The 18,552-nt window shown below is 61.8% G+C and carries 13 protein-coding genes; 10 read left to right on the top strand and 3 right to left on the bottom strand.

What is annotated here, in order from left to right; all coding sequences use genetic code 11:
- The first annotated feature begins 2 nt into the window (after nucleotides 1-2).
- The 10 genes from murD (at nucleotide 3) to PSH86_RS24855 (ending at nucleotide 14,743) form a co-directional block, all read left to right on the top strand.
- Nucleotides 3-1,349 carry a UDP-N-acetylmuramoyl-L-alanine--D-glutamate ligase gene (gene murD, locus PSH86_RS24900; protein ID WP_109754812.1) on the top strand — a complete coding sequence of 449 codons (1,347 nt, stop codon included), beginning with the start codon at nucleotides 3-5 and terminating at the stop codon, nucleotides 1,347-1,349.
- Nucleotides 1,346-2,563 (top strand): putative lipid II flippase FtsW, encoded by a 1,218-nt coding sequence (gene ftsW / locus PSH86_RS24895; RefSeq protein ID WP_109754811.1) that lies wholly within the window; start codon nucleotides 1,346-1,348, stop codon nucleotides 2,561-2,563. The genes murD and ftsW overlap by 4 nt, the downstream gene beginning before the upstream one ends.
- Nucleotides 2,553-3,623 carry an undecaprenyldiphospho-muramoylpentapeptide beta-N-acetylglucosaminyltransferase gene (murG, locus tag PSH86_RS24890; protein WP_109754810.1) on the top strand — a complete coding sequence of 357 codons (1,071 nt, stop codon included), beginning with the start codon at nucleotides 2,553-2,555 and terminating at the stop codon, nucleotides 3,621-3,623. The genes ftsW and murG overlap by 11 nt, the downstream gene beginning before the upstream one ends.
- The gene (gene murC, locus PSH86_RS24885; RefSeq protein ID WP_109754809.1) at nucleotides 3,616-5,076 is read left to right on the top strand and encodes a UDP-N-acetylmuramate--L-alanine ligase; all 1,461 of its coding nucleotides are present in this window, start codon (nucleotides 3,616-3,618) and stop codon (nucleotides 5,074-5,076) included. Before murG ends, murC begins: the two co-directional genes overlap by 8 nt.
- Nucleotides 5,073-6,038, top strand: a complete 966-nt coding sequence (locus PSH86_RS24880) for a D-alanine--D-alanine ligase (protein WP_109754808.1) — start codon at nucleotides 5,073-5,075, stop codon at nucleotides 6,036-6,038. Before murC ends, PSH86_RS24880 begins: the two co-directional genes overlap by 4 nt.
- A gap of 3 nt (nucleotides 6,039-6,041) precedes the next feature.
- Complete coding sequence (locus PSH86_RS24875) at nucleotides 6,042-6,908, top strand: cell division protein FtsQ/DivIB (RefSeq protein ID WP_030139675.1); 867 nt, start codon at nucleotides 6,042-6,044, stop codon at nucleotides 6,906-6,908.
- Nucleotides 6,909-6,923: 15 nt separating this feature from the next.
- Entirely contained in the window at nucleotides 6,924-8,183 is a 1,260-nt protein-coding gene (ftsA, locus tag PSH86_RS24870) for a cell division protein FtsA (RefSeq protein WP_003178237.1), read from the top strand.
- Between the two features lie 98 nt (nucleotides 8,184-8,281).
- Nucleotides 8,282-9,475 carry a cell division protein FtsZ gene (ftsZ, locus tag PSH86_RS24865; RefSeq protein ID WP_109754807.1) on the top strand — a complete coding sequence of 398 codons (1,194 nt, stop codon included), beginning with the start codon at nucleotides 8,282-8,284 and terminating at the stop codon, nucleotides 9,473-9,475.
- 112 nt (nucleotides 9,476-9,587) lie between these two features.
- Nucleotides 9,588-10,499 carry a UDP-3-O-acyl-N-acetylglucosamine deacetylase gene (gene lpxC / locus PSH86_RS24860; protein ID WP_030139673.1) on the top strand — a complete coding sequence of 304 codons (912 nt, stop codon included), beginning with the start codon at nucleotides 9,588-9,590 and terminating at the stop codon, nucleotides 10,497-10,499.
- Between the two features lie 200 nt (nucleotides 10,500-10,699).
- Nucleotides 10,700-14,743, top strand: coding sequence for a dermonecrotic toxin domain-containing protein (locus PSH86_RS24855; protein WP_305485575.1), 4,044 nt, complete (start codon nucleotides 10,700-10,702; stop codon nucleotides 14,741-14,743).
- Nucleotides 14,744-14,778: 35 nt separating this feature from the next.
- On the opposite strand, the gene PSH86_RS24850 is transcribed toward PSH86_RS24855, so the two are convergent.
- From PSH86_RS24850 to PSH86_RS24840, 3 genes are all read right to left on the bottom strand, one after another.
- A complete protein-coding gene (locus PSH86_RS24850; RefSeq protein ID WP_109754805.1) occupies nucleotides 14,779-16,275 on the bottom strand; it encodes a sensor domain-containing diguanylate cyclase in 1,497 nt (498 codons plus the stop codon).
- A gap of 232 nt (nucleotides 16,276-16,507) precedes the next feature.
- Complete coding sequence (locus PSH86_RS24845; protein ID WP_163856831.1) at nucleotides 16,508-17,875, bottom strand: heavy metal sensor histidine kinase; 1,368 nt, start codon at nucleotides 17,873-17,875, stop codon at nucleotides 16,508-16,510.
- The gene (locus PSH86_RS24840) at nucleotides 17,862-18,545 is read right to left on the bottom strand and encodes a heavy metal response regulator transcription factor (protein ID WP_109754802.1); all 684 of its coding nucleotides are present in this window, start codon (nucleotides 18,543-18,545) and stop codon (nucleotides 17,862-17,864) included. The genes PSH86_RS24845 and PSH86_RS24840 overlap by 14 nt, the downstream gene beginning before the upstream one ends.
- Between the last annotated feature and the right edge of the window lie 7 nt (nucleotides 18,546-18,552).

Here is an 18,552-nt window from a genome sequence, read left to right as displayed (position 1 = left end):
GAGTGTCCCTGATCGCTTCTGACCACTTCCGCATCGTTGTCGGCCTCGGCAAGAGCGGCATGTCCCTGGTTCGCTTCCTGGCGAACCGGGGCGTGTCGTTTGCCGTGGCCGATACGCGGGAGAATCCGCCTGAGCTGGCCACGCTGCGCCGTGACTATCCCCAGGTGGACGTGCGTTGTGGCGAGCTGGATGTCGAATTCCTGTGCCGCGCCGATGAGCTCTACGTGAGCCCCGGCCTGGCCCTGGCGACGCCGGCCCTGCAGGCGGCGGCTGCCCGTGGCGTGAAACTGTCCGGCGACATCGAGCTGTTCGCGCGTAACGCCAAGGCGCCGATCGTCGCCATCAGCGGTTCCAATGCCAAGAGCACCGTCACCACCCTGGTGGGCGAGATGGCCGCGGCAGCTGGCAAGCGTGTCGCCGTGGGCGGCAACCTCGGTACCCCGGCACTGGACCTGCTCAGTGACGACGTCGAGCTGTACGTGATGGAGCTGTCGAGCTTCCAGCTGGAAACCACTGACCATCTGGGTGCCGAAGTGGCGACCGTGCTCAACATCAGCGAAGACCACATGGACCGCTACAGCGGCCTGCCGGCTTATCACCTGGCCAAGCACCGGATCTTCCGTGGCGCCCGGCAGGTGGTGTTCAACCGCCAGGACGCCCTGACCCGTCCGTTGCTGGGCGAGGGCCTGCCGTGCTGGTCCTTTGGCCTGGGCGTTCCGGATTTCAAAGGCTTCGGGCTGCGCGAAGAGAATGGCGAGAAGTACCTGGCCTTCGAATTCCAGAACCTGATGCCGGTGCGCGAGCTGAAGATTCGCGGCGCCCACAATCAGGCCAATGCCCTGGCGGCTCTGGCCTTGGGACATGCGGTCGGTCTGCCGTTCGACGCCATGCTCTCGGCGCTGCGTACTTTTGCCGGTCTCGAACATCGTTGCCAGTGGGTGCGCGACCTCGATGGCGTGGCCTGGTACAACGATTCCAAGGCCACTAACGTGGGTGCCGCGCTGGCGGCCATCGAAGGGTTGGGCGCGGACATCGAAGGCAAACTGGTGCTGATCGCCGGTGGCGACGGCAAGGGTGCCGACTTCAAGGATCTGCGCGATCCGGTGGCGGCCAACTGCCGTGCCGTGGTGCTGATGGGCCGCGACCGCGAGTTGATCGCCCAGGCGCTTGGCGATGCCGTGCCGCTGGTGCGCGTCGCTTCGCTGGATGAAGCGGTGCAACAGTGCCGCGCCCTCGCGCAACCGGGCGACGCGGTGCTGTTGTCGCCGGCCTGCGCCAGTTTCGACATGTTCAAGAACTACGAAGAGCGCGGGCAGTTGTTCGCCCGGGCGGCGGAGGACTTGGCATGAGCCTGATGAACATCATCAAGCCGTACCCGTCGCCATTGATCACCGGGCGTGGCATCGACCTGGATTTCCCGATGCTCGCCGGTTGCCTGGCATTGCTGGGCCTGGGCCTGGTGATGATCACGTCCGCATCGTCCGAAGTGGCCGCGGTGCAGTCGGGCAATACGCTTTACCACATGATCCGCCACCTGATTTACCTGGTGATCGGCTTGGGCGCGTGCATCGTCACCATGATGGTGCCGATCGCCACCTGGCAGCGCCTGGGCTGGATGATGCTGCTCGGTGCCTTCGGCCTGTTGGTGATGGTGCTGTTGCCGGGGATCGGCCGCGAGGTCAACGGTTCGATGCGCTGGATCGGCTTCAGCTTCTTCAACGTTCAGCCTTCGGAGATCGCCAAGGTCTTCGTGGTGATCTACCTGGCCGGTTACCTGGTGCGTCGCCAGAAAGAAGTGCGCGAGAGCTGGATGGGGTTCTTCAAGCCGTTCATCGTGTTGCTGCCGATGGCGGGCCTGCTGCTGATGGAGCCGGACTTCGGCGCCACGGTGGTGATGATGGGCGCGGCGGCGGCGATGCTGTTTTTGGGTGGCGTCGGGCTGTTCCGTTTCACCCTGATGGTGGCGCTGGCGGTGGCGGCAGTGACCGTGCTGGTCCAGGCGCAACCGTATCGGATGGCGCGTTTGATCACCTTTACCGACCCGTGGGCCGACCAGTTCGGTTCCGGCTATCAATTGACCCAGGCGCTGATCGCCTTCGGTCGTGGCGAATGGCTGGGCGTGGGCCTGGGCAACAGCGTGCAAAAGCAGTTCTACCTGCCCGAAGCGCACACCGACTTCGTGTTCTCGGTGCTGGCCGAAGAGCTGGGCGTCGTGGGCTCGCTGTGCACCGTGGCGCTGTTCGTGTTCGTCTGCGTGCGCGGCATGTACATCGGTTTGTGGGCCGAGAAGGCCAAGCAGTTTTTTGCCGCGTACGTGGCGTATGGCTTGTCGTTCCTGTGGATCGGCCAGTTCCTGATCAACATTGGCGTGAACGTCGGCCTGTTGCCGACCAAGGGCCTGACGTTGCCGTTCCTCAGTTATGGCGGCAGCTCCCTGGTGATCTGCTGCGCCTGTCTCGGCTTGTTGTTGCGTATCGAATGGGAGAGTCGAACCCATTTGGGCAGCGAAGAGATGGAATTCCAGGAGAGCGACTTCGCCGAGGAGCCGACTCATGGGCGCTAACGTGCTGATCATGGCGGGCGGTACCGGCGGGCATGTCTTCCCGGCGCTGGCCTGTGCCCGGGAGTTCCAGGCGCGCGGCTATACCGTGCACTGGCTGGGCACGCCACGGGGGATCGAGAACGAACTGGTGCCAGGTGCCGGCCTCGAACTGCACCGGATCGACGCCAGTGGCCTGCGCGGCAAAGGCAAGCTGTCGTTGCTCAAGGCACCGCTGATGCTGCTCAAGTCGATCTGGCAGGCGCGGGCGATCATCCGTCGGTTGCGGCCCGTGTGCGTGGTCGGGTTCGGTGGTTATGTGACCGGTCCTGGCGGTGTCGCGGCGAAATTGGCCGGTGTGCCGGTGATCGTTCACGAACAAAACGCCGTGGCCGGTACCGCCAATCGGTTACTGGTGCCGTTGGCCGCCCGGGTCTGTGAAGCCTTTCCCGACACCTTTACCCTGTCGGGCAGCCGCCGTACCACCGGTAATCCGGTGCGTACCGAGCTGTTTTTCGATACACCGCGTCCGGCCCTGGCTGGACGCAAGGCGCGTTTGCTGGTCCTGGGCGGAAGCCTGGGGGCAGAACCGTTGAACAAATTGCTGCCTGAAGCCCTGTCGCAGGTCGCCCCCGAACTGCGTCCGGAAGTGTTTCACCAGGCCGGCAAGAACCACGATGAAGTGACCGCCGAGCGCTACCGCGCTGCCGGCGTCGAGGCGCAGGTGCAGCCTTTCATCAAAGACATGGCCCAAGCCTATGGCTGGGCCGACCTGGTGGTCTGCCGCGCAGGCGCGTTGACCATCAGTGAACTGGCTGCCGCCGGTCTGCCCTCGATGCTGGTGCCTTTGCCCCACGCGATCGACGATCACCAGACCCGTAACGCCGATTATTTGGCCCGTGAAGGCGCTGCCTTCCTGATGCCGCAAAGAACGACTGGCGCCGCGGATCTTGCCGCCCGCCTGACAGAGGTTTTGATGCAGCCGCAACGACTTGAAGAGATGGCCCGCGCCGCACGCCGCCTGGCCAAACCCGATGCCACGGCCCAAGTGGTCGATACCTGCCTGGAGGTGGCCCATGGTTGAGAATCGCAAAGCCATGCCACAACCGGAAATGCGCCGTATCCGCCGCATCCACTTCGTCGGAATCGGCGGCGTGGGCATGTGCGGGATCGCCGAAGTGCTGTTGAACCTGGGCTATGAAGTCTCCGGTTCCGACCTGAAAGCGTCCCCGGTGACCGAGCGTCTGGAATCCTTCGGCGCGCAGATCTTTATCGGCCACCGTGCCGAGAACGCCGCCAATGCCGACGTGCTGGTGGTTTCCAGTGCCGTGAACACCTCCAACCCGGAAGTCGCCACCGCCCTGGAACGCCGCATCCCCGTGGTGCCACGGGCCGAGATGCTCGCCGAGCTGATGCGTTATCGCCACGGCATCGCCGTCGCCGGTACCCACGGCAAGACCACCACCACCAGTCTGATCGCTTCGGTGTTCGCCGCCGGTGGCCTGGACCCGACGTTCGTGATCGGTGGGCGGCTGAATGCCGCGGGCACCAATGCCCAGTTGGGCACCAGCCGCTACCTGATCGCGGAAGCCGACGAGAGCGACGCGAGCTTCCTGCACCTGCAACCGCTGGTGGCCGTGGTGACCAACATCGACGCCGACCACATGGCGACCTACGACGGTGACTTCAACAAGCTGAAGAAAACCTTCGTCGAGTTCCTGCACAACCTGCCGTTCTACGGTTTGGCGGTGGTGTGCCTGGACGACCCGGTGGTGCGCGAAATCCTGCCGCTGATCAAGCGTCCGACCGTGACCTACGGTTTTGGTGAAGAGGCCGACGTACGCGCCATCAATGTGCGCCAGCAGGGCATGCAGACGTTCTTCACCGTGCTGCGCCCTGATCGCGAGCCGCTGGATGTGTCGGTGAACATGCCCGGCAACCACAACGTGCTCAACGCCTTGGCCACCATCTGCATCGCCACCGACGAAGGCGTCAGCGATGAAGCCATCGTCCAGGGGCTGTCCGGCTTCCAGGGCGTGGGCCGGCGTTTCCAGGTCTACGGCGAACTGCCGGTGGACGGCGGCAACGTGATGCTGGTGGACGACTACGGCCATCACCCGACCGAAGTCGCCGCGGTGATCAAGGCCGTACGCGGTGGCTGGCCGGAGCGCCGCCTGGTGATGGTCTACCAGCCGCACCGCTACAGCCGCACCCGCGACCTGTATGACGATTTCGTCCAGGTACTGGCCGACGCCAACGTGCTGCTGTTGATGGAAGTCTACCCGGCCGGTGAAGAGCCAATCCCGGGTGCCGACAGCCGCCAGCTGTGCCACAGCATTCGCCAGCGCGGTCAGTTGGACCCGATCTACATCGAACGCGGCGTGGACCTCGCGCCGCTGGTCAAGCCGCTGCTGCGCGCCGGCGACATCCTGCTGTGCCAGGGTGCCGGCGATATCGGTGGCCTGGCCCCGAAACTGTTGAACAGTCCGTTATTCGCCGGGGCCATCGTGGCTTCCAGCGCGGGGAAACTGAAATGACTGCTGCCTACGCTAACCTGGTCTCGACCCTCGATCCGAAAGCTTTCGGTCGTGTGGCCGTGCTGTTCGGTGGCAAGAGCGCCGAGCGCGAGGTGTCCCTCAAGTCCGGCAACGCCGTGCTGCAAGCCTTGCAAAGTGCTGGTGTCGACGCATTCGGCATCGATGTGGGCGACGATTTCCTGCAGCGCCTGCTGAACGAAAAGATCGACCGTGCGTTCATCATCCTGCACGGTCGCGGTGGCGAAGACGGCAGCATGCAAGGCCTGCTCGAATGCCTGGGCATTCCCTACACTGGTAGCGGCATCCTGGCTTCCGCCCTGGCGATGGACAAACTGCGTACCAAGCAGGTCTGGCACAGCCTCGGCATTCCGACGCCGCGTCACGCCGTGCTGGCGTCCGAGGCCGATTGTATTTCGGCGGCCACGGAACTGGGCTTCCCTTTGATCGTCAAACCGGCCCATGAAGGTTCAAGTATCGGCATGGCGAAAGTGAATTCGCTGCCTGAGTTGACCGCGGCATGGAAAGACGCCAGTTCCTACGATTCGCAAGTGTTGGTCGAACAATGGATCACCGGTCCCGAGTTCACCATCGCCACCCTGCGTGACCAGGTGTTGCCCCCGATTGCGCTGGGCACCCCGCACACGTTCTACGACTACGACGCCAAGTACGTCGCCAACGATACCCAGTACCGCATTCCCTGCGGGCTGGACGCCGCCAAGGAAAAAGAACTGATGGACCTCACGGCCAAGGCCTGTGAGGCGCTGGGTATTGCCGGCTGGGGCCGGGCAGACGTGATGCAGGACGCCGATGGGCAGTTCTGGTTCCTGGAAGTCAACACCGCTCCCGGCATGACCGATCACAGCCTGGTACCGATGGCGGCCCGGGCCGCTGGCCTGGATTTCCAGCAACTGGTGCTGTCGATCCTGGCCGCCAGTGTCGGCCAACAAGAGCCAAGAGGTTAAGCCATGCAAGGCGCATCGCTTCGTCATCAGCCATCCGCACCCGGTCGCAAGCCGGTGCCGCGGGGTGCCAGCCGAATGGTGGCCAAGGAGCCGATGTCGGCGCGTCTGCCGAAAGCCAACTTTGGCTTTCTCAAGAGCCTGTTCTGGCCGGTGCTGCTGGTGGCGTTGGGGTTCGGTACTTATGAAGGCGCCCAACGGCTGTTGCCTTACGCCGACCGGCCGATTGCCCGGATCAACGTCCAGGGCGACCTGAGCTACATCAGCCAGCAGGCGGTGCAGCAGCGGATTGCCCCGTTCGTGGCCTCGAGCTTCTTCACCATCGACCTGGCGGGCATGCGCACGGAGCTGGAGCAGATGCCCTGGATCGCCCACGCCGAAGTCCGCCGGGTATGGCCCGACCAGGTGTCGATCCGTCTGGAAGAGCAACTGCCGGTGGCCCGATGGGGCGACGAGTCGTTGTTGAACAACCAGGGCCAGGCGTTTACGCCGCGGGAACTGGCCAACTATGAACATTTGCCACAACTGTTCGGCCCACAGCGGGCCCAGCAGCAAGTGATGCAGCAGTACCAGGTGTTGAGTCAGATGTTGCGGCCACTGGGCTTCTCCATCGCGCGCCTGGAATTGCGTGAGCGCGGCAGCTGGTTCCTGACCACTGGCGCGGGCAGCTCGGGGCCGGGCATCGAGCTGTTGCTCGGTCGCGGCAACCTGGTGGAAAAGATGCGCCGCTTCATTGCCATCTATGACAAGACGCTCAAAGAACAGATTACGAACATTGCGCGCATCGATCTGCGCTACGCCAACGGCCTGGCTGTTGGCTGGCGGGAACCTGTAGCGCCGACGACGGCCGTACCCGCCGTCGCGAAGAATTAAGAAGAGGCAGGACCCATGGCAAACGTGCAAAGCGGGAAAATGATCGTCGGTCTGGATATCGGCACTTCCAAGGTGGTGGCGCTGGTAGGCGAAGTCGCGGACGACGGCACGCTGGTCATCGTCGGGATCGGTACACACCCGTCCCGCGGCTTGAAAAAAGGCGTGGTGGTGAACATCGAGTCCACCGTGCAATCGATCCAGCGCGCCATCGAAGAGGCGCAGTTGATGGCCGGTTGCCGGATCCACTCGGCGTTCGTCGGCGTGGCAGGCAATCACATCCGCAGCCTGAACTCCCACGGCATCGTGGCGATCCGTGATCGCGAAGTCAGCTCCGCCGACCTTGAGCGCGTGCTCGACGCGGCCCAGGCCGTGGCGATCCCGGCCGACCAGCGGGTGTTGCACACCCTGCCGCAGGATTACGTGATCGATAACCAGGAAGGCGTGCGCGAGCCCTTGGGCATGTCTGGCGTTCGCCTGGAAGCCAAGGTCCACGTGGTGACCTGTGCGGTGAACGCTGCGCAGAACATCGAGAAATGTGTGCGCCGCTGCGGCCTGGAAATCGACGACATCATCCTCGAGCAACTGGCTTCGGCCTACTCGGTGCTGACCGACGACGAGAAAGAGCTGGGCGTGTGCCTGGTGGACATCGGCGGCGGCACCACCGACATCGCGATCTTCACCGAAGGCGCCATCCGTCATACGGCGGTGATCCCGATTGCCGGCGACCAGGTGACCAACGACATCGCGATGGCGTTGCGCACCCCGACCCAGTACGCCGAGGAAATCAAGATCCGCTACGCCTGCGCCCTGGCGAAACTCGCCGGTGCCGGTGAAACCATCAAGGTGCCAAGCGTCGGCGACCGCCCACCGCGCGAACTGTCGCGCCAGGCCCTGGCCGAAGTGGTCGAGCCGCGTTACGACGAGCTGTTCACGCTGATCCAGGCCGAATTGCGCCGCAGCGGCTACGAAGACCTGATCCCGGCCGGCATCGTCCTGACCGGCGGTACCTCGAAGATGGAAGGCGCGGTCGAACTGGCCGAAGAGATCTTCCACATGCCGGTGCGCCTGGGCGTGCCCCATGGCGTCAAGGGCCTGGATGACGTGGTTCGCAATCCGATCTATTCCACCGGCGTGGGCCTGTTGATGTACGGCCTGCAGAAGCAGTCCGACGGGATTTCCTTCTCGGGCATCGGCAGCCGTGACAGCTACAGCAACGACGAGCCGAAGGCACCGCTGTTCGAGCGGCTCCAGGCTTGGGTCAAAGGCAACTTTTAAACAGTTTCAAAGCTTCAAGCGACAAGTTTCAGGCTTGGCGCTGGAAGACGCGGCAAACGCAGTAGGCGAAAAAACTAGAGAATGAAAGGAGAGGGAAAATGTTCGAACTCGTAGACAACATCCCCGCTAGCCCGGTTATCAAAGTAATCGGTGTCGGCGGTGGCGGCGGCAACGCTGTCAACCACATGGTCAAGAGCAACATCGAAGGCGTCGAATTCATTTGCGCCAACACCGATGCTCAAGCGCTGAAAAACATCGGCGCGCGGACCATCCTGCAACTGGGTACCGGCGTGACCAAGGGCCTGGGTGCCGGCGCGAATCCCGAGGTTGGCCGTCAGGCTGCCCTGGAAGACCGCGAGCGCATCGCTGAAGTCCTGGCCGGCACCAACATGGTGTTCATCACCACTGGCATGGGCGGCGGTACCGGTACCGGTGCTGCTCCGATCATTGCCGAAGTGGCCAAGGAAATGGGGATCCTCACCGTTGCGGTGGTGACCCGTCCGTTCCCGTTCGAAGGCCGCAAGCGCATGCAGATCGCCGACGAAGGCATCCGCGCGCTGAGCGAAAGCGTCGACTCGTTGATCACCATCCCCAACGAGAAGCTGCTGACCATCCTGGGTAAAGACGCAAGCCTCTTGTCGGCTTTCGCCAAGGCCGATGACGTACTGGCCGGTGCCGTTCGCGGTATCTCCGACATCATCAAGCGTCCAGGCATGATCAACGTCGACTTCGCCGACGTACGCACCGTGATGTCCGAAATGGGCATGGCGATGATGGGCACTGGCTGCGCCAGCGGTCCGAACCGTGCTCGGGAAGCCACCGAAGCGGCCATCCGCAACCCGCTGCTCGAAGATGTGAACCTGCAGGGCGCTCGTGGCATCCTGGTGAACATCACTGCCGGTCCCGACCTGTCCCTGGGCGAGTACTCCGACGTGGGTAGCATCATCGAGGCGTTCGCTTCCGACCACGCGATGGTCAAGGTCGGCACCGTGATCGATCCTGACATGCGTGACGAGCTGCACGTGACTGTAGTTGCCACCGGTCTGGGCGCGAAAATCGAGAAGCCGATGAAGGTGATCGACAACACCGTTCAAACCACCATGGCCTCCCAGCCACAGCAACAAGCGGCCGCTCGTCAGGAACAACCGGCTGTGAACTACCGTGACCTGGACCGTCCGACCGTCATGCGCAACCAGGCCCAGGCCGGTGCTGCGACTGCCGCGAAGATGAATCCGCAAGACGATCTGGATTACCTGGACATCCCGGCATTCCTGCGTCGTCAGGCCGATTGATGAAATGTATCAGGGGGATACGGGTGATTGGTGTTCAGCAAAGGTCTGGTCTGCTATCATCGCCAGCCTTTGTTGATACCAGTTCGCAATTTGCGCTGAAGCGGCCCATGCCATGATTAAACAACGCACCCTGAAGAATATTATCCGTGCCACAGGTGTCGGCTTGCACTCCGGCGAGAAGGTCTATCTGACCCTCAAGCCCGCGCCTGTCGATACCGGCATCGTGTTTTGTCGTGCCGACCTCGACCCTGTGGTGCAGATTCCTGCTCGCGCGGAAAACGTTGGTGAAACCACTATGTCGACCACGTTGGTCAACGGTGACACCAAAGTGGACACGGTGGAGCATTTGCTCTCGGCCATGGCTGGCCTGGGCATCGATAACGCCTACGTCGAGCTCTCCGCGTCCGAAGTCCCGATCATGGATGGCAGTGCCGGACCCTTCGTATTCCTGATTCAATCGGCTGGCCTGGAAGAGCAGGACGCGGCCAAGAAGTTCATCCGCATCCTGCGGGAAGTGACAGTGGAAGACGGCGACAAGCGCGCCACTTTCGTCCCTTTCGAAGGTTTCAAGGTGAGCTTCGAGATCGATTTCGATCACCCGGTTTTCCGTGACCGCACCCAAAGTGCAAGCGTGGATTTTTCCAGCACTTCGTTCGTAAAAGAAGTCAGCCGCGCCCGTACCTTTGGTTTCATGAGTGACATCGAGTACCTGCGCAAGCACAACCTCGCACTCGGCGGCAGTGTTGAAAACGCGATCGTGGTCGATTCCGATGGTGTACTGAACGAAGACGGCCTTCGTTATGAAGACGAATTCGTCAAGCACAAGATCCTCGATGCAATCGGCGACCTCTACCTGCTGGGCAATAGCCTGATTGGTGAGTTCAAGGGCTTCAAGTCCGGCCACGCACTGAACAACCAGCTGCTGCGCAAGTTGATTGAGCAGAAAGATGCTTGGGAAGTCGTGACGTTTGAAGATGCCAGTACCGCACCAATCTCTTACATGCGCCCTGTAGCGGCTGTGTAAGCAAAAAAACCTCTCTAGTTTTTTAAGGGCTGCCTTTGGGTGGCCTTTTTTTATGGCTGTTTCTTGGGTAAGCATCGTGCTGGGCGAGAACGCTTTCTGTGGCAAGGGGAGTGATACCGCCACGTGCGGTATATATGTACCACCCTGTCCCAGTATTCCTTCACTACGTTGTTCCTTCCAAACCCCCTCAGGAAGAGAACATGCTGGAGAATATCCCCTTACACACCGCTATCGCCCTGCTGCTAAGCCGACTCCATGCTTCGCAGCAGCAGATGATCCACTTGAACGACGCCGTTCCACGCGCCTCGAAGGTGGCGGCGCAGCATCTGGACTATTGGTTCACGAGAACCTTCCCCGCGCTCACGGGCAAGATGACGGTAAAAGAAATACGCGTGTGCCGGCTGCAGGGCGGCGCCAACTCCGAGCACACAGCCGATGGGCCAGCGTTAACACGCACGGCAGTGGAAACTGTCCCCCTCGACACGCTGTTCTGGCGCGCGGTCGCCGGCCAAATGAGTGCTCGCGAGTTCTTTCTCGAATTGGGCAACATCGACATCGTCGTCGAAAAAGACAGCGTCACCGATCGGCCGGCCTCCCTGAACAGCCGTGACGCCAAGGAGCAAATCAAGCGACTGATCAGCATCACCCCAGGGTCATATGAACGGCTGTTGGTGCGGGCGCTGGATGACTTCTGGGACCGCCCGCCCGACCGCAGCCAGGACACCCCTGTCAGCGATTGGCTGGTCTATGAGTTCGGTGCGCAGCTCAAGGCACAAGCGGATCTTCACCGGCTGGATCGAACGCTGAGCCTGCCAATGCACAAGGCGATTACCGAGGGTGCGCTGGCGGCACTGGACGCGGCGACTCGCGCCTGGCTCGAGGAACGTGTTCGGCCCGGGGTGTATAGCCTGAGTATCACCCCCGAAGGGTGGGGGTTCGACGTGTTGGTGTCGGGCGTCGTGGTACTGACGCAGCATGACAGTCTCGACAACCCGGGGGGTGCGCTGTTGTACAGGCCGGGCAGGCCGCTGGAGGTGTACAGCGACCTGGCGGCGCTGAAGACTAGCCTGAAAGCTGACAATGACGCGTCGGACGAGGTGGACATCGTCCCCATCGCCGAGGACTTTCTTGCCCGTTTGGTCACGGACCTGCGAACGGCGCAGAAAACAGCCGTGAGCGACGCTTTACTTAGAGGCCCGGCAGCGGGAGAGACCATCACTGCCTGGGTGGCGAGGCTGGATGCCGCGGCGAGCGTCAAGCACAGGCTGGACCTGGCCGCCGCCATGGACGAACGCGAACTACGGCTTAACCTGCAAAGACTCGGCGCCTGGCTGCACGGCAACCCGAACGTTATCGGCAGCGACCGCGTGGCCTGGTGGCGCGCGGTGCAGGATCTGCAAAGCGCCACGGCGGATACACCGCCACCAGACCCGGTGACGCTGGCCACCCCTGAAGCCCTTCACGACCGGACCCGCACACTGCTGGCTGGTTTCATCAGCGAGAAATACCCACCGGTCGATCCGGACGATGTGTCGCTGAATATCAGAAGGCAGTTGATTGACTCACACGCCCCCACAGGCGGGTCGCCGTTTGGCTCCGGGATATCGCAAGGCAGCGTGAGGGGGGTTATCGATGATCGGCGCTCCATGACGCAGTGGGCGATGTCGAACCTGACAGATGACGAACGCAATGCGCCTCAACCTACCGTCGAAGGGCCGCTGAGTTTTGCGCAGATTGTAGAGGTCATTGAGAGGGCCAATATCGGTGCCCGGCTTGCGACCGAGCTGCAGCTCGCAGCCCGGGAGCGCCAGGCAGAATGGATGTCTCTGAAAGCGAAGCAAATGCGGGCCCAAGCATGGGCCGCCCATATCTCGGGCGACTTGAGGCACGACCGCGACAATACCGGGCTGAAACTGGTGCTGGAGGCGCTGGACAACCCAACGGCCGCGGGGCGCGGTAAGGTCAACGGGCACGAAGTGGTCGTTCGTCAGTTGTGCTGGGGCGATAGCGTGTTGAAGGAAGTACTGGCGTTTGGGGTGAAGACGGTGGCGAGCCGACCCTCGCTGACGCTGTACACGCCGGGAGCGCCGGACGGAAAAAACTTCAGGGATGTCGATGCGCAAAACGCTCGTGCATTGGAAACGACCCTGGCGCAGACGCTCACCGCCACCTCGGAAATGACCCGCTGGCTCATTTCGCATCTGCCATTGCAGGAGCAGGCCGAGCAGCTTGACAGCCTGGTACCGAACTCGGAAAACCTGACGTTCGAGCAGAAGATAAAGCAAGTCACCCAGTCCGTGATCGGGTGGGCAAAGGACAGGGCACAGAATGATTTCGCGGTGAAAATTTCGTCGCCCGTGGTTGAAGCGAATCTGTTCAGCGTGCTGCATGAAACGCAAATAGCCCATGCGATTAAAACGGCGGACATGCTGACCGTGACGAATGCCGAGCGCGACAGCGCGTCGGTGAGGGAGGGGCGCCGAAACGGCGTCATGCTGCTGACGGGGGCGATGTCGATGTTCCCGGTAGGTCAACTGGGCGGCATTTTGGGGCGCGCGATCCTGCCGACAATGCTGGGCGGCGCCGCGCTTTCGGCCATAGACGATGCGAGCGGAAGCCTCCGTCAGTGGACGAGTGATTTTATTGGTGGGCTGGGCGAGATCATCGCCGAGGCCGGGCAGGACTTGATCATGGCCCGCGTGGGGCGCCGGGGCCAGGCACGCCCGATGCTATCGTCCTTGCCCCGCATGCCCGATCCAGAGTTGGAGCCCTTTGTTCTCAGAGGGTTTGACGGTAAGGGATTGGTGCCCGAGGGGCGCAACCGGTACAGGGACGCCGGCGGGCAGGGGTATCTGGTGATGCACCAGGGTTTTTACAAAACAGCTGTGCAGGGCGGTGAGCGGATCATTTACGCGCCAGACAACCGATCCAACCAGCGCACGGTGACGTGGGAAAAGGGCGAATGGCGGGTTGAAGAGCGCCAGCGCTTGCGCGGTGGTGGCGCGGTACAAAGCCTGCTCGGTTGGCCCTCCGAGACCCCGCAACAGAGAACCTACAATGCTTTAGTGGAGGGGGTATTGGTCAAGAATCGCAACGCCTCCCCCGAGGCCATCAACACGGCAAAGGGCATTTTTAATTCGATGCCCGAGGTGCTGGCCGAACGCATCCTTAGCGAGAGCATGGCGGATACAGGCGCAGCCGATATAAGTACTTACCGTTCACAGATCCGAGACTTGAGTCGGGGATGGGGCAATATGGCTAGACATAAAGCCGCCCATGGAAAGCTGTTAGACAAGATGAACACTTGGGGCATCGTCGTCCTGAGTTGCATGGACATCGAAGCACAGGTGTCCAACATAGCCCTTACCGACGTCCAGAAAATAAAAATATATGACACGATACTGGCTCATCAGAACATGTTCTTTACCCAAGACACCATCCGGATGAACACGACTATCATCACGGACAATCTTACCGGCGCGGTCTTCATGGCCATCACCCCCAAGACTGGGAAAAAAAGGGCAGCCATCGATAAAATAGCGAAAGACACCCGGGAAATGTTAGTGGCCGTAGAGCGTAAAATGGAGGCCAGGGCAACCGCTCTATTCCCGGGAAATGAGCCGCAAGCAATAGCCGCCAAGCGCAACTACATGGCCTCGACCGACTACTATAACGAACTGATCGATGCACTCAGGGAGGAGAAGCAACGCCGGCATAAACCCGGGCTGCTGACCGAGATAAGGAACCATCGAGTGCCTTACATAATCGCCAATCGGGGCAAGACGCGGCGAAACGTCATGTTGATCACCGAAGAAGAAATCACAAATTTTACGAGTACCCTCTCCAACTACGAGCCGTTCGACATCGACCTTGTTACACAGGCCCGAACTCATCGCGTGACCGCGACCCAGCCAAGCGTCACAACCCCTGTTTTACCTGAGCCATCGCCCGCACCGGACAAGTTCACGGTAGGCACCAGCCTGCTGGCTGAAACGCAGATGGCATACGATAACTTTACCGAGACCGCCAGGACGAAAGTCATGGAGATCATGGACGACATTCGTGCCGGCAGGGTGACCACCAAGAGAATCAACAGGTATTACTGGTATGACATGGCTCGGCTAGACCCAGGCCATGGCAGAGGCGCATGGCGCGCCGCGTTTGAACGCCAGGGCGATACATGGACGCTCCAGGGTTTTTATGATTATCACGCGAACAAACCGGCGACCGTCTGGGGGGGCTGAACAAAGCGAAAGCCGGTGCTTACCTTGATCTGGTTTTACATCGCACAAACTACGCGATTACGCCCACTGGCCTTGGCCTGATACAACGCCTTGTCCGCGGCGAACAGGAGTTGTTCGAGTTCGCCATACGGCCCTTGGACCCAAGTGGCGATGCCGATGCTGACGGTCAGGGGCGCGCCACCGGCGATAGCCGGTGGCAGTTGTTCCACCGCCTCGCGGATGTGCTGGGCCATGGTGAACGCGCCGGCGGTGGTGGTTTCCGGCAGTACTACCGAGAATTCCTCACCGCCGTAGCGCGCTGCCAGGTCGGCCGGTCGGCGGACGTGCCTGCTGATCAACCGCGCGAGGGTTCGCAAGGCCTCGTCACCGCCCTGGTGCCCATGGCGATCATTGAACGCCTTGAAGTGATCGGCATCAATCATCATGACCGACAGCGGCTGGCCCGAGCGCTGTGCCCGTAGCCATTCCTGTTGCAGTGCTTCGTCCAGGGCCCGGCGGTTGGCCAGGCCTGTTAGCGAGTCGACGGACGCCAGTTGGGCCAATTCCCGCTCCGCAGCGTGGCGGCGTCGTAGTTCACGGCGCAGCAGCCAGGTGAGCCAGAGTAAACCGATGCACAGTGCGCCGGTAGCGCCGCTGACCAGCAGTGCTGTACGTTGCCATGAAGCAAAGACCTCCTGGGTCGAGAGCGCGACCACCACGATCAACGGCAAGTTGCCCACTTGGGAAAAGGTGTACAGGCGCGTCGTCTGGTCCTGGCCAGACACGCTGGTGAAACTACCATTGCCTTCGCGCAGGATGCGTACGAAGTTCGGTCGGTTACTGAAGTCCTTGCCTGTCAGGTCTTCGGCCAAGGGCGGTTCTTGCGCCAGGAGAATACCGTCTCGGCTGACCAGATTGACCGTGCCGCCATGACCGATGTTCAGGCTCTTGAACAATTGGTTGAAGTAGTTCAAGCGCATTGCTGCCTCGGCCACGCCTATGAACTCACCCTGTTCATCGCTCAGCCGACGGCTGAAACTGATGCGCCAGTCCTGCGCGTGGCTCCTGGACCGAAACGGGCGGCTGATCATCATGTCCAGGCTCGGGTTCTGGACATGGGATTGGAAATACTCCCGATCGGCATAATTGCCTTTGCGCGGTTCGATCGAGGCGGAGTCAGCGATCACATCGCCGTGTTTGTCGAGCAGCAGGATGTCGCCTTTGTAGGGCGCGGCGGTGGCGCGGTCGAACAGCGCCAGATGGCGAATCGTTGGCGAAACGTCTTTCAGATCATCGCGCTTGGCGGCGGCGACCAGACCTTGCAGCGACAGATCGTAGAGCTCCACGTTGCGCAGCACATCGGCATCGATCAGTTGCACGATATTGGTCGCCGCACGCGTCGCTGCCTGTTGGGCGGCGGCGTGTTCACGAATCAGCAGGAAGGTCACGATGCCCAGAATGGCAACGACAACCAGCGAGCTGGCCAGTACGAGTACCCATTCTGAACGTCTGGAAAGCGGGGTGTTGCCGGGTGTCGCACTGCGCGCGCTCATGGTTCCGATGTCTGCATTGTCATGTGGCTGGGATCCGTCCCAAAGGATTGCAAACCGGCAATGAACCAGATGCTGGCCTTTTGCTGATTGTGCTTGGATCGGTGGAGGCGGGCAATCAGTGTTTGTGCAATAAGCCGGTGGGAGCTGCCGAAGGTTGCGATCTGTTGATTTTGATCGAGCTGGCTTTCGCCCAGCATTCAATTCGGGAAAAGATCGAATCCTATGGAGGGCTTCAGGCCGGCAAGCGGATCCCGAACGTGTTGGCGCCCTGGTCGCTGTGCACGAACACATCCCCACCGTGCATCAGTGCAATCGCCTTGACGATGGCCAATCCCAGCCCATGGTTGGCGCCGCTGTTGCTGCGCGAGGCGTCGACGCGATAGAACCGTTCGAACAGGCGCGGCAGATGCTCGCCGGCAATCGGTTCGCCGGGGTTGGTGACGGCAAGGCAGATCTGGTCGCCAAGGGCTTCGATGCGCACGTCGATCACTTGCCCTGGCGCGGTGTGTTGTACGGCGTTGCTCAACAGGTTGATCAGTGCTCGACGCAGGTGGGCGATCTCGATGTTGGCCTGGGCGTCGCCGCTGACCCGGACCCGGACCTGGGCGTCTTCGAGAATGAAGTCCAGGTAGTCGAGGGTGGTCGCCACTTCGCCGGCCAGGGAGGTGCTGGTCAGCTTGGTGGCCTTGCTACCCTGGTCGGCGCTGGCCAGGAACAGCATGTCGTTGATGATCGAGCGCAGCCGTTCCAATTCTTCGAGGTTTGACTGCAACACTTCGAAGTAATGCTCGGCCGAGCGTCCGCGGGTCAGGGCTACTTGGGTCTGGCCGATCAGGTTGGTCAGGGGCGAGCGCAGTTCATGGGCGACGTCGGCGTTGAACGATTCCAGGCGCGAGTAAGCCTGTTCGACCCGGTCGAGGGTGGCGTTGAAGGAACTGACGAACTGGCTCAGCTCCGGCGGCAAGGGCGATAGCTGCAAGCGTCCGGACAGGCGGGGCGGGGCCAGGCGCCGAGCCTCATCGGACAGCTTGATCAGCGGCTTGAGGCCGATACGCGCGACCCAGTAGCCCAGCAATGAAGCCAGGATCACACCGACGATCGCCAGGCTCACCAGCGCCACCAACAGGCGATGCTGGGTCTGGTAGAAGGTCTCGGTGTCGATGCCGATCATGAAGCGTAGCGATGGGCGCAGGTCCTTGGCCGGGAATTGGCTCACCAGCACTTTCATCGGGTAGTGCCGGTGGGGCAACGTCAGGTCGCGTTTGCCCAGGGGGCCTTGGGCAAAGGTACGGATCTGCGCATCGGGATCGCCGTATTCAAAGCGCGGATCGTCACTGACGATCCAGAAATGGATGCGCTTGTCTTCTTCACCGAGCAATCGCAGCTTGTTGTTGATCTTCACCCAGTGTTCAGGCGTGCCGTAGCGGCCGACCGTGGACTCCAGGACGCTGTAGCGGGCATCGAGTTCGGCTTCGGGCAGCAGCCCCAGGCCCTTGGCGACCTGTTGGTACAAGGCACCCCCGATCAACAGGAACACCAACGCCGCCACCAGCGTGAACATGGCGCTCAGGCGCAGGGCGATGCTGTCAGGGAAGCTCATCACTGCGACTCTCCAGCACATAGCCCATGCCGCGGATGGTGTGCAGCAGTTTCTGCTCGAATGGCCCATCGAGCTTGGCCCGCAAGCGTTTGATCGCCACTTCCACCACGTTGGCATCACTGTCGAAGTTGATGTCCCAGACCATTTCGGCAATGGCGGTTTTCGACAGGATCTCGCCCTGGCGACGGGCCAGGACGCTGAGCAGGGAGAATTCCTTGGCCGTCAGGTCCAGGCGCTGGCCGGCACGGGTGGCCTTGCGGCTGATCAGGTCGATCCACAGGTCGGCGATGCTCACCTGCACCGGTTCATGACCACCGCTGCGGCGGGTCAGGGCTTGCAGGCGAGCGACCAGTTCCAGGAACGAGAAGGGCTTGCCCAGGTAATCATCGGCACCGTCGCGCAGCCCCTTGATGCGGTCCTCGACCCGTTCCCGGGCGGTGAGCATGATCACCGGTGTCTGCTTGCGGGCGCGCAAGGCCCGCAGTACGCCGAAGCCGTCCAGGCCCGGCAGCATCACGTCGAGCACGATCACCGCATAGTCGGTTTCCAGGGCCAGGTGCAGCCCCTCGATGCCGTCCGGCGCCACGTCCACGGTGTAGCCCTGTTCGGTCAGGCCGCGGTGCAGGTAGTCCGCGGTTTTTTCTTCGTCTTCGATAATCAGAACGCGCATGGCCCCG

It is taken from the genome of Pseudomonas sp. FP2300 (assembly GCF_030687595.1).
Taxonomy (GTDB): Bacteria; Pseudomonadota; Gammaproteobacteria; order Pseudomonadales; family Pseudomonadaceae; genus Aquipseudomonas; species Aquipseudomonas bijieensis.
Note: the sequence above shows the minus strand (reverse complement) of the source record. Positions and strands in the feature narration are given on the sequence as shown.

Coding starts and splice junctions, on each gene's coding strand:
- ftsZ (WP_109754807.1), top strand. CDS start 8,282: ATGTTCGAACTCGTAGACAACATCCCCGCTAGCCCGGTTATCAAAGTA.
- murG (WP_109754810.1), top strand. CDS start 2,553: ATGGGCGCTAACGTGCTGATCATGGCGGGCGGTACCGGCGGGCATGTC.
- PSH86_RS24840 (WP_109754802.1), bottom strand. CDS start 18,545: ATGCGCGTTCTGATTATCGAAGACGAAGAAAAAACCGCGGACTACCTG.
- murC (WP_109754809.1), top strand. CDS start 3,616: ATGGTTGAGAATCGCAAAGCCATGCCACAACCGGAAATGCGCCGTATC.
- PSH86_RS24875 (WP_030139675.1), top strand. CDS start 6,042: ATGCAAGGCGCATCGCTTCGTCATCAGCCATCCGCACCCGGTCGCAAG.
- PSH86_RS24855 (WP_305485575.1), top strand. CDS start 10,700: ATGCTGGAGAATATCCCCTTACACACCGCTATCGCCCTGCTGCTAAGC.
- PSH86_RS24845 (WP_163856831.1), bottom strand. CDS start 17,875: ATGAGCTTCCCTGACAGCATCGCCCTGCGCCTGAGCGCCATGTTCACG.
- PSH86_RS24880 (WP_109754808.1), top strand. CDS start 5,073: ATGACTGCTGCCTACGCTAACCTGGTCTCGACCCTCGATCCGAAAGCT.
- ftsA (WP_003178237.1), top strand. CDS start 6,924: ATGGCAAACGTGCAAAGCGGGAAAATGATCGTCGGTCTGGATATCGGC.
- lpxC (WP_030139673.1), top strand. CDS start 9,588: ATGATTAAACAACGCACCCTGAAGAATATTATCCGTGCCACAGGTGTC.
- PSH86_RS24850 (WP_109754805.1), bottom strand. CDS start 16,275: ATGAGCGCGCGCAGTGCGACACCCGGCAACACCCCGCTTTCCAGACGT.
- ftsW (WP_109754811.1), top strand. CDS start 1,346: ATGAGCCTGATGAACATCATCAAGCCGTACCCGTCGCCATTGATCACC.